This window comes from Paenibacillus sp. P32E (genome assembly GCF_001909085.1).
GTDB lineage: Bacteria > Bacillota > Bacilli > Paenibacillales > Paenibacillaceae > Paenibacillus_AQ > Paenibacillus_AQ helianthi.
Window position 1 is genome coordinate 193,729 of the sequence record NZ_LVYY01000006.1, and the last position, 11,331, is coordinate 205,059.

At 53.1% G+C, this 11,331-nt stretch carries 7 protein-coding genes; all 7 read left to right on the forward strand.

Annotated elements, in window-relative coordinates:
- Nucleotides 1-90: 90 nt before the first annotated feature.
- Nucleotides 91-1,584: a TROVE domain-containing protein gene (locus A3848_RS07785; protein ID WP_074084386.1), complete on the forward strand. Its 1,494-nt coding sequence runs from the start codon at nucleotides 91-93 to the stop codon at nucleotides 1,582-1,584.
- A gap of 470 nt (nucleotides 1,585-2,054) precedes the next feature.
- Nucleotides 2,055-3,881, forward strand: a complete 1,827-nt coding sequence (locus A3848_RS07790) for a sensor histidine kinase (protein ID WP_074084387.1) — start codon at nucleotides 2,055-2,057, stop codon at nucleotides 3,879-3,881.
- Nucleotides 3,874-5,400 carry a response regulator transcription factor gene (locus tag A3848_RS07795; protein WP_074084388.1) on the forward strand — a complete coding sequence of 509 codons (1,527 nt, stop codon included), beginning with the start codon at nucleotides 3,874-3,876 and terminating at the stop codon, nucleotides 5,398-5,400. Before A3848_RS07790 ends, A3848_RS07795 begins: the two co-directional genes overlap by 8 nt.
- A gap of 175 nt (nucleotides 5,401-5,575) precedes the next feature.
- The gene (locus tag A3848_RS07800) at nucleotides 5,576-7,072 is read left to right on the forward strand and encodes an ABC transporter substrate-binding protein (RefSeq protein ID WP_074084389.1); all 1,497 of its coding nucleotides are present in this window, start codon (nucleotides 5,576-5,578) and stop codon (nucleotides 7,070-7,072) included.
- Nucleotides 7,073-7,156: 84 nt separating this feature from the next.
- Entirely contained in the window at nucleotides 7,157-8,089 is a 933-nt protein-coding gene (locus A3848_RS07805) for an ABC transporter permease (protein WP_074084398.1), read from the forward strand.
- A 23-nt stretch (nucleotides 8,090-8,112) separates the two neighbouring features.
- Nucleotides 8,113-9,030 (forward strand): carbohydrate ABC transporter permease, encoded by a 918-nt coding sequence (locus A3848_RS07810; RefSeq protein ID WP_074084390.1) that lies wholly within the window; start codon nucleotides 8,113-8,115, stop codon nucleotides 9,028-9,030.
- Nucleotides 9,031-9,058: 28 nt separating this feature from the next.
- On the forward strand, nucleotides 9,059-11,331 hold a 2,273-nt coding region (locus A3848_RS32825), incomplete at its 3' end, for a glycoside hydrolase family 3 N-terminal domain-containing protein (RefSeq protein ID WP_256702213.1).

The following is an 11,331-nucleotide window of genomic DNA, read 5'->3' on the forward strand; positions in this document are numbered from 1 at the left end:
ATATCCTGGGCAATACGGCAGGTTCGACTCCTGCAGATACACCTGTCCCACATTTTCCTCACCGGTATTGATGATTAGGAGGTAATGAACATGAGCTTTGCTTCGAAACTGTTTGGCTCCATGAAGCCACATGCCCTGAACAAGGAAGGGTATCCCGCTTATACGCGTCCTATGGAAGAGCAGTATCTGCAGATGCTTTTGACGAATACAATGCATAATACGTTTTATGCGGACCAGCAGGAGCTTATAGATCATGCGGCAGAGCTGCATCAGCAAATGGCTCTTGAACAGCCGGAATTTATGGCAAAAGCGCTGGTCTATGCCAGGGGGGAGGGGTTCATGAGACTGCAGCCGCTGTTTGGGCTGGCTGTACTATCCGGTACCCGTCCGGAGCTGTTCGCCAAAGTCTTCATGAAGGTTGTGCAAATCCCGTCTGACCTGTCCGATTTCTTGACGATCCTGCAGGGGCTGGGACGTGGGGAGGGCGGCCGGGCGGTGAAGCGCCAGGTCAATCTGTTCCTGTCGGGAATCAGCGAGTACTGGGCGCTGAAATATAATGGCCGAGGCCGTGGCTATAGCCTTGGCGACGCCATTGCCACAGCTCATCCGAAGCCGACGGATCTCAAGCAGCAGGCCTTGTTCCGTTATTTACGCGGTCAGGAGGCCAATCTGATGCTATTGCCACAGGTGGAGGCGATGGAGAAGCTGAAGCAGGCCGTGACCGCGGAGGAGCAGATCGAGTGGATCGAGCGGGGCAAGCTTCCATACTCAGCCGTAACAGGAGCGATCCAGCCTTCCCGGGAAGTCTGGAAGGCGATCCTGTATCAGATGCCTACGTTCGCCCTGCTCCGCCATTTGAATACGCTCCAGCGGAGCGGCGTCCTCGACGATCAGCGGAATCTGGATTATGTAGTGAACCGGTTAGTGGATCGACAGGGGCTGCGCAAAGCGCGGATATTGCCTTTCCGTTTCGCGACAGCGTTCCGGCAGGTGCAGCAGCCTGAGCTTCGGGATGCGCTGAGAGAAGCGATGGACCTGACGTTTGACAACCTACCGGATATGGAGGGCCGGACTGCAATTTTTCTCGATATTTCCGGTTCGATGCAGGGTGACTATCTGGAGACCGGTTCCATATTTGCTTTGGCTTTGTATAAGAAGACTCAAGGAAAGTCGTTGTTCTGGCTCTTCGATACCGAGGTGGCCGACGCGAAGCCTTCCCGCCGGGACAGCATTCTGGGCCAGGCGGAACGGATACAGGCCCGGGGTGGAACCGATACCGGCGCACCGGTCCGCAAGCTGCTGGAGCAGCACATCAAGGTGGACCAGGTGATCATCATCACCGATGAGCAGCAGAACAGCGGCAGCCCATTCTATCAACAGCTCAAGCTGTACCGCAAGAAGGTCAATCCCGATGTTAAAGCATTCATTGTCGATATCGCACCTTACCGTCATGCAATGGTGCCTGAGCAGGATGAGCAGACCTACTATGTTTACGGCTGGAGCGACACTGTATTGTCCTATATTGCCCAGTCGGTGCAAGGATACAGTTCGATGACGAAGCAGTTAGCGGCGATGGAGATATAGGGTAAAAGGGGAAGCGCCGGAAGAGCAGAGCAGCTCATCCGGTGCTTCTTTACTACTAAAATTATGTGCGGGTAGCTCCTTGAGAGTGTTCACAAGTAGGCTGTGGCTGGTTGCCTGCATCCTGTCGTATATGTAAACGCTAACCTTTAATTTGTACAGTAAACCTTTAGAATTTACCCTGTTTGCACATCGGACCTTACCTTATTGTTGAAATAGAAACATGAATGCCCCAGGCCGGCCGATGCCTGAATCAACTGCAATTTGTCTCACAGCCGAAGCTCGGAACGGGCTGTTTTTTTGATAAGGCAACCTTTTGGCAATCATAGGAATGTACAGGTTCACAAGTCCTTAATAATCGTACTATTTGTTAGGAAACAGATGTCTTCCTTTTACAAGAATAGCCCAGCCGTTTCCTCTTGCGTGATATAATGTGACAATCAACCTGTGTGAATAGGAGGGAGAGAGACATCATGCTGCTCCCCGGAAACTGGTATAAAAAGCATTTTAAAAATAATCTGTTCATGAAGATCATCCTGATCTTCTCCATTATAGCGGTGGTAACCACGATTACATTCTCCTACCTGATGTTCCTGCTGATGTCCCAATCTGCGGTACAGAGGCAGCTGGAGATCCAGAAGCGGACCGTGGAGAGCGTGAACAACTATATGCAGCATAAATACGATGCCGTGCAGACGATGATGCGCGATGTATACCGGGACAGTGAGCTTACGGCCAATACATCCTACTTGCTGGAGCATCCCTATCAAGATTATGTCACCTACAGGCTTGAACGTTATCTTAAAGAGAGCAACACCACCACAGACAGTGTGCAGTTTTTCCGCAACCAGATGGAAGATGATCCGGATATCCGCAGCCTGCTGCTCTACAGCTCTGCCAAACAGCAGCTGTATGTATTCAATGAACAGGAGAACTTCAATATTATCTCTACCAATGCGGCCCATTCGTTTGTGCCGGATGCTTTATATCTGGAGGAAGCCAGCAGTGTAACGACGCCGAATATCTGGGTCCGCAAAACGATATCCCTCGCAGATTCCCCCATGTTCTCCATCCGTGTGCCGATTAATGACAAGCAGTCGCTGCGGAATATCGGACAGCTGCTGGTGTTCTATGATGCGGACCATATCTGGGCGAGCATGGGTGACTACAAGGATGATTTCAAAGGCGATATTATCGTGCTGTCGGCAGACAATGATGTATTGTTTGACAGCTCAGGGACATTCTACGGTAAGAAATATCCTTATCCTGAGCAGATTGAAGCGATCTATGCCGACGGCGAGGAAGTGAACGGCATGCTGATTACGAAGCTGACGCATACCCAGGGCGGATTCACTGTACTCAGTGTGGTGCCGGAGGGGGAGCTTGCAGCGACTTACAGCGGTCTGCGCAACATGATTATTACCATTTGCCTGATCTGTATTCTGTTTGCGGTGATCACACCTTCGCTGTTTATCAGCAATTTTGCCACCCGGGCGCATAACATTATCCGCTTTACCCGTAAGGTGAAGAATGGGGACCTTGATGCCCGCATCACCGATGTGAAGGAAGACGAGCTGGGCCAGATCTCCAAAAGCTTCAATGATATGCTGGACGAGCTGAATCTGTACATCGACCGGGTGTTCAAGGCGGAGATTAAGCAGAAGCACAGCGAGATCGCTGCGCTGGAAGCAAGGGTCAATCCGCATTTTCTCTATAACACCCTGGAAGTCATCCGCATGCGCGCCATTTCACAGGGGGCTGCAGATGTTGGAGAGATGATCTACAGCTTGTCTGTTCTGTTCAAAAGCTATGTCCACCCCAAGGCGAAGCATACCCTGAAGGATGAACTGGAAGCCTGCCGGCTGTATCTGGAGCTGTTCCGCATCCGGTATAAGGACAAATTCTCCTATGAGCTCCATTGCCCCAAGGAGCTAGAGGGGCGGGTCGTGCTGAAGATGTCCCTCCAGCCTGTCGTTGAGAATTATATCCTTCACGGGATGCGGACAGACCGCAGCGATAACCATATCCGGGTTGATCTGGTCAAGGAAGGCGGGATTCTCCGCGCTGTGGTCAACGATAACGGACGTGGCATTAAGCAGGAACGGCTTGCGCAGATTCAGAAGGATCTCCTGGATCCGGACAGCTCTTCGCAGTCCTTCGGGCTACGGAGCATTCATGAACGGATGCAACTGCTGTATGGAGAACCGCACGGCTTAGCGGTAGCGAGCGAAGAAGGCCAGGGGACCACCGTGACCTTATGTTTTCCTGATCTGGGAGAGGAGGAGCCAACCTATGTATAAGGTATTTATCGTGGACGATGAGCCTTTTATTATTGAAGGGCTGTATGATATTGTCGATTGGGCCGGGATGGGAATGGAGATTGTCGGCCGGGCGGAGAATGGCCAGGAGGCCCTGGAGGCGCTCACGTCGCTCCGCGCAGATATTCTGATTACCGATATTTCCATGCCTCTGATGAACGGTCTGGATCTGATCCGTGCTGTCCGCAGCCTCCAGCCGGGGCTGAAGGTCATTATTCTCAGCGGGTATGATGAGTTCGGGTATCTGAAGGAAGGGATGACGCTCGGCATTGAGAATTATCTGCTGAAGCCGATTAATCTCGAGGAGTTCAAGGCTACACTTAGCAATACCGTGGAGAAGCTTCATATGAGCAGAGTTGAAGATGAACTGAACGCGCAGAGCATCTCTATATTAAGAGATAATATTATGCACCGCTGGCTCCGGGAACAGATTGGAGTGAATGAATTCCGTGAGCGGTCGGAACTGCTGGGCATCCAGCTGGACAAGCCGCTATTACTGGCTGCCCTGCTGCGGCCGGGCAGGGGGGCCGGCAATGCGGAATTCTTGAAGGCGGTTGCGAATGCCCTTGGGGACAGCAGCTCCACTATTCTTTTTCAGGATATGGATGGAGATGCCGTGCTTCTGCATGGCTTAAGCGAATACCAGCGCGGGAAGGAAGAGGTCGAACGCTGCCATGAGCGTCTGGTGAAGAGGCTGTCCTCCTATCAGCCGCTTTGCTTCTCGATGGGTTCTGTCGTGGAGACAGAGGGAGGGGCGGCACAGAGCTATGAGCAGGCGAAGAAAGCGCGGGAATATTTCATACTGTTCCCGGAACGGACAGTGATCCGCTATGAGGAGATAGCCAGCCGCAGCGAGGCGGACGGGCGGGAGGTCACGCAGAACTGGGAGCAGGTGCAGAAGCTGATTCTGGCTAAGGACAAGGAAGCGCTGCTGCAGCGGATTGATGAGCGGTTCGAGCAGCTGCGGCATATGGAAGGCGTAACTCCCGAGGTTCTCCATGATTTCTCCATGGAATGGCTGATCCGCTTCAAAATGCAGTTGAAGGAAATCAGACATTGCGAAGAACCTGAGCTATACCAGGAGGGCTTCCGCAGACTCCGCGAAACGACCTCCATTCATGAATGGATTCAGATTCTGAAAGAAGCCGCGTCGCTTACGATTGACTTGTTGATCCGTGATGTGAAGAGTCCGGTCGTGCAGCAGGTGCTTAATTTTATCCATGAATCCTACGCTGAGGATGTTTCGCTGAAAACACTCGGGGCACAGTTCAACATCCACCCGGTCTACCTGGGACAGCTGTTCAGCAAAGAGGTAGGGGATACGTTCACTGAATATATCAACCGCTACCGGATTGAGAAGGCCAAGGAGCAGCTGCGGGGAACCTCGTCCAAGGTGCATGAGATTGCCAGGAATGTTGGCTACTGGGAGACCGGTTATTTCTATAAGCAATTCAAAAAATATGTGGGGATTTCCCCCACCGAATATAAAGGACTTGTGTAACGGCTGTCTGCCGGGCAAGTTCTTTTCTTTATTTTCTACATGATTTATTTAGTTTAGCTTCTGTCTGAAAATGCTTACATCAACTAAAGTTAAGGTAATCCTTGAAGGGACAAAGGCCGAACAGACCTTCACATGTCCTGCAGTTTTGAGGTGAATAAAGGGGAGGTTATAAAGAATGAGCAAGAAAAGCAAACGGTTGTCCCTATTACTGACATCGATGATGGCAGTCTCGGTGCTGCTTAGCGCATGCGGCGGTGGTTCGAACAATGCAAGTTCCAATGATTCGGCTTCGGGATCAAAAGGCAACTCGGAGAAGCCGGTAGAGCTGATCTGGTACACTATCGGTGCGCCGCAGAAGGACCTGGACATGGTTGTGGCTGAAATCAACAAATACACCAAAGAGAAAATTAACGCAACCCTCAAAATCAATATGCTTGATTACGGCGACTATTCACAAAAAATGCAGGTTAAGGTAGCCTCCGGTGAACCTATGGATATTATGTTTACCAGTTCATGGGCCCTGGATTATGTGCAGAATGCCCGCAAAGGCGCATTCATGGAACTGGACAGCCTGATTGATAAGTACGGCAAAGACATCAAGACTGCCATCGACCCGGCATTCCTGGAAGGCTCGAAGGTAGACGGACACAACTATGCGATTCCTGCCAACAAAGAGCTTCCGGCACAGGAAGTGTGGCGCTTCAACAAAGAGCTTGTGGACAAGTATAAGCTGGACATCAGCAAAGCAACCACACTGGACAGCATTGAACCTATGCTCAAAACCATTAAGGAAAACGAACCAGGCATCACGCCATATGCAATGGTGAAGGACTACATGCCGGTGCTGCCTTTCGACTACATTATCGAAAAAATGCCGATGGCCGTGTATCTGAATACAAAGGACTATAAAATCGTCAACATCCTGGAAAGTCCAGAGCTGAAATCCAGTCTTGAAACCGTACACAAATATTACAAGGCAGGTTACGTATCATCTGAAGTAGCGACAACCTCCTCCGTGGATGATCTCTACAAAGCCGGCAAATGGTTCATGGATCGCGCCACTACACAGCCTATGGCTGACAATCTGTGGACGGCCAGCTACGGCTACCCTGTAGTTTCAACCCCTGCGGGCGAATCCTACATTTATAACTGGTCCGTTATGGGTTCGATGCAGGCCATTTCCGCCAACTCCGAGCATCCGGAGAAAGCCATGGAATTCCTGAACTTGCTGAACACCGATCCTTATCTGCGCAACCTGGTCGACTCGGGTATTGAAGGCGTGCATTACGAGAAAATCAATGATAACACCATCAAGAATCTGCCGGAAGCGAAAAACTATGATATGCCGTCCTTCTCCCTGGGCAATATCATGATCAACTACCTGAACGAAGGCGACCCTGCGGACAAGTGGGAGCAGTTCAAAAAGTTTAATGAAGCAGGCATCAATGCTCCGTTGCTCGGCTTCAACTTTGATACCTCCAAGGTAACGAGTGAAATCGCCGCTGTGCAGAACGTGAAGGAAGAATTCTGGGCTCCGCTGATGACAGGAACCGTAGATCCTGACGAATATCTGCCAAAGGCGATTGAGAAATTCAAAGCTGCCGGACTCGATAAAATCATCGCAGAAGCACAAACCCAAATCGACGCTTGGAAAGCTGCGAACAACAAATAATTCATTCCCTTAAGGAAGATCGGGCGGGTGCCAAGCCTATAGCCCGGTCTTTTCTTTTACAGTTTAGGAGGGCTCCACGTGAAAATGATTGGCGGATTCATCCGAAATATCATCAAAGACAAGGTTATGCTGCTCATGGTCCTACCAGGCGCGCTGTGGTTCCTCTTTTTCTCCTATCTGCCGATGGTAGGGACGGTTATTGCTTTTAAAGAATACCGCTACAGCCGGGAGGGCTTCTGGGCAAGCATTTTCCACAGCAAGTGGGTGGGCTGGGATAACTTTAAGTTTCTGTTCACTACGAATGACGCGTATATCATCACCCGCAACACACTTTTATACAATGCCGTTTTCATATTGCTGGGGCTGGTGCTGTCGGTAGTTATGGCGATTGTGCTTGCAGAGATTGCCAACAAAAAACTGGCCAAGGTCTACCAGACCGGCATGTTCCTGCCGTACTTTCTGTCCTGGGTTGTAGTCGGCTACTTTGCCTTCAGCTTTCTCAGCTCCGAGAGCGGTGTGCTGAACCAGATCCTAGGCTATTTTGGAGCAGAACCCATCAACTGGTATTCCGAGAAAAAATACTGGCCGGTCATCCTCGTGCTCGTGTATCTATGGAAGGCGCTCGGCTATAACAGCGTAGTCTATCTGGCCGCTATTATGGGTATCGACAAATCGCTGTATGAAGCGGCGATGATCGACGGTGCAGGCAAATTCCAGCAGATCAAGAACATCACGCTGCCGCTGCTCAGCCCGATTATTACGATCATGACGCTGCTGGCCATCGGAAAAATCTTTTACGCCGACTTCGGCCTGTTCTACCAGGTGCCCCGCAACTCCGGGACGCTCTACAGTGTTACGAACGTTATCGATACCTATGTCTACCAAGGCCTCAAATCTACAGGCGAGATTGGCATGAGTACTGCGGCGGGTCTATATCAATCCGTAGTCGGCTTCGTGCTTGTCATTACCTCGAACTATATCGTGCGTAAATTCAACAAGGACAGCGCCTTATTCTAGTCAGGGCGAAAGGAGTGAACCAGATGTCCACTATTGTCAATAAAGAACGTGATTTTCATAAGCTCTCCAAAACCTGGAACGTGCTGTTTAATCTGTTTGCCGGTGTTTTTGCATTACTGTGCGTATTCCCATTTATCTTTGTAGTCATCATTTCCTTCACGGATGAAGGAGCATTGGCCAGAGACGGCTACAGTCTGTTCCCGGCTAAATGGAGTCTGGGTGCGTATAAATATGTATTCCAGTCGGGAGATATGCTGTTGCAATCCTATGGGGTGACCATCCTCGTGACGGTGCTCGGCACACTGATCAGCCTGCTGTTTATTTCTTTTTATGCCTATGCCATTTCGCGTAAAAGCTTCAGATACCGCAATTTCTTTGCGTTCTTTGCCTTCTTCACCATGCTCTTCAACGGCGGGCTCGTTCCGACCTATATTATCGTTACACAGTTTCTGGGCCTGAAGGATACGATCTGGGCGCTCGTGATGCCGCTGGCGGTCAACGCCTTTTACATTATGATCCTACGTACTTTTTACAGTACCAGCGTTCCCGATGCCATTCTCGAATCCGGTAAAATCGACGGCGCAGGCGAATTCCGCATCTTCCTTACACTGGTACTGCCGCTCTCATTGCCCGGTCTGGCGACCATTGCCCTGTTCAGTACTTTGGGTTACTGGAATGACTGGTTCAATGCACTGCTCTACATCGATGATCCGAATCTGGTGCCGTTGCAGTCTATGCTGATGCGGATCGAGACCAGCATGCAGTTCATTATGCAGAACTCGACCAACAGCTCACTCAGCATGGAGGCGCTTCGCTCTATGCCGCAGGATACCTCGCGTATGGCGATGGTGGTGCTGGCGACGGGTCCGATTATTTTTGCCTATCCATTCTTCCAGCGTTATTTCATCCAGGGTCTTACGATAGGAGCCGTGAAAGAATAAGACCGTCACCAGAGAGGGAGTGGAGAGTATGACCTATACAGATCCAGACAGACCGGCCCGGGAACGGGCAGAGCATCTGCTGGGACAGATGACCTTAGAAGAAAAGGCTGCACAGCTGGTTCAGCCCTTCGGCTGGCAAGTCTACGAACATACTGAAGGGGAGATTACTCTTACTGAGGATTTTAAACGTCAGGTAGCAGAAACGGGCATCGGCTCGCTCTACGGCATGCTCCGCGCGGATCCGTGGACCGGAGTGACCCTGGCCAGCGGGCTGTCCCCGCGCCAGGGGGCGGAGGCAGTGAATGCGATTCAGCGTTATGCCATCGAGAACTCGCGCCTCGGCATCCCGATCCTGATCGGGGAAGAGTGCTCGCACGGCCATATGGCCATCGGGGCGACCGTATTTCCGGTTCCGCTGTCACTGGGCAGCTCGTGGAATGTGGACCTGTACCGGGAGATGTGCCGGGCGGTGGCGCTGGAAACCCGGAGCCAGGGTGGAACGGTGACCTACTCGCCGGTGCTGGATGTGGTGCGCGATCCCCGGTGGGGCCGGACGGAGGAATGCTTTGGCGAAGATGCCTACCTGATCAGCGAGCTGGCCGTTGCCGCCGTGGAGGGGCTGCAGGGAGAATCGCTGAGCAGCCCGGATAGTGTGGGCGCTACACTGAAGCACTTCGCCGGGTACGGCAGCTCCGAGGGCGGCCGCAATGCCGGTCCGGTGCATATGGGCTGGCGCGAGCTGCTGGAAGTGGATTTACTTCCGTTCAAGAAGGCGGTGGAAGCAGGCGCGGTGTCCGTTATGCCCGCCTACCATGAGATTGACGGCGTGCCCTGTACAACGAATACCGCACTCCTGGAGGAGATTCTCCGGGGGGCATGGGGCTTTGACGGCCTCGTGATTACCGATTGCGGCGCCATCGAAATGCTGGCCGCCGGCCATGACGTCGCTGAGGACGGTTTGGATGCGTCGGTGCAGGCCATCACAGCGGGGATCGATATGGAGATGTCCGGCGTCATGTTCGGAGAACATCTCGCCGGTGCTGTCCGCAGCGGCAAGCTGGCGGTGGAGGTTCTGGACCGCGCCGTGCAGCGGGTGCTGGAGCTGAAGTTCAAGCTCGGCCTGTTCGAGCAGCCATACGCCGATCCGGAAGCGGCCGAGAAATTCATCGGCAGCGCGAAGCACCGGGAGCTGGCCCGGAAGCTGGCTGCGGAGAGCATCATTCTGCTGAAAAATGAAGGCGGGACGCTGCCGCTAAAGGTCAGCGGGGGCAGCAGTGACAGTGAACGTGACAGTGGTAGTGATAACGGTAGCGGTAGCGTTGATGGCGTCCGTGCGAGCGGCGTAGGCAATCCTGGCAGCGATGGCGGCGTCGGTGCGAGTGGTGCAGGCAACAGCGGCAGCAGTGGCGGCATCCGTGCGAGCGGCGTAGGCAACGGTAGGAGTGGCAGCATTTGTTCGAGTGGCGCGGACAACAGCCTGAGTGGCTGCGTCAGTTCGAGTGCCACAGGCAATAGCGGCAGCGGGAGCACCGGCAAGGTGGCGGTCATCGGCCCGAACGCCGATGCACCGTACAATCAGCTGGGGGATTATACCTCACCGCAGCCGCGGTCCAGCATCGTCACCGTGCTGGACGGGGTCCGCAGCAAGCTTGGAGCAGAGCGGGTGCTGTACGCCCCCGGCTGCCGGATCAAAGGCGACGACAGAGAAGGCTTCGCAGCCGCTTTGGCCTGCGCCGCGCAGGCTGACACGGTGGTTATGGTGCTCGGCGGCTCAAGCGCCCGCGATTTCGGCGAAGGCAGCATCGACCTGAAGACCGGAGCGTCAAAAGTGACGGAGCATGCCTGGAGCGATATGGACTGCGGCGAAGGGATTGACCGGATCTCGCTGGCCCTCTCAGGTGTGCAGCGGGAACTGTTCAAGGAAATTCATCAGCTGGGCAAGCCGGTCATTGTGGTCTATATCAACGGCCGTCCGGTGAGTGAGCCCTGGATTGAAGAACATGCAGATGCCATTTTGGAAGCCTGGTATCCCGGCCAGGAGGGCGGCCATGCGGTGGCGGATATTCTGTTCGGAGACGTGAATCCCTCCGGACGGCTGACCATCTCCTGGCCGAAGGATGTGGGTCAGCTTCCGGTGTACTACAACGGCAAGCGTTCACGCGGCAAACAATATCTGGAAGCCGATTCGCAGCCCCGCTACCCGTTCGGGTTCGGACTGAGCTATACGAGCTTCCGCTACTCAGAACTCCAGGTGGAGCCGCAGGCAATCACGGCAGACCAAACCGCAACCGTACGGGTCAC

Excerpts from the sequence above, each read along its gene's own strand:
- A3848_RS07785 (WP_074084386.1), top strand. The coding sequence starts at position 91 with ATGAGCTTTGCTTCGAAACTGTTTGGCTCCATGAAGCCACATGCCCTG.
- A3848_RS07790 (WP_074084387.1), top strand. The coding sequence starts at position 2,055 with ATGCTGCTCCCCGGAAACTGGTATAAAAAGCATTTTAAAAATAATCTG.
- A3848_RS07795 (WP_074084388.1), top strand. The coding sequence starts at position 3,874 with ATGTATAAGGTATTTATCGTGGACGATGAGCCTTTTATTATTGAAGGG.
- A3848_RS07800 (WP_074084389.1), top strand. The coding sequence starts at position 5,576 with ATGAGCAAGAAAAGCAAACGGTTGTCCCTATTACTGACATCGATGATG.
- A3848_RS07805 (WP_074084398.1), top strand. The coding sequence starts at position 7,157 with ATGATTGGCGGATTCATCCGAAATATCATCAAAGACAAGGTTATGCTG.
- A3848_RS07810 (WP_074084390.1), top strand. The coding sequence starts at position 8,113 with ATGTCCACTATTGTCAATAAAGAACGTGATTTTCATAAGCTCTCCAAA.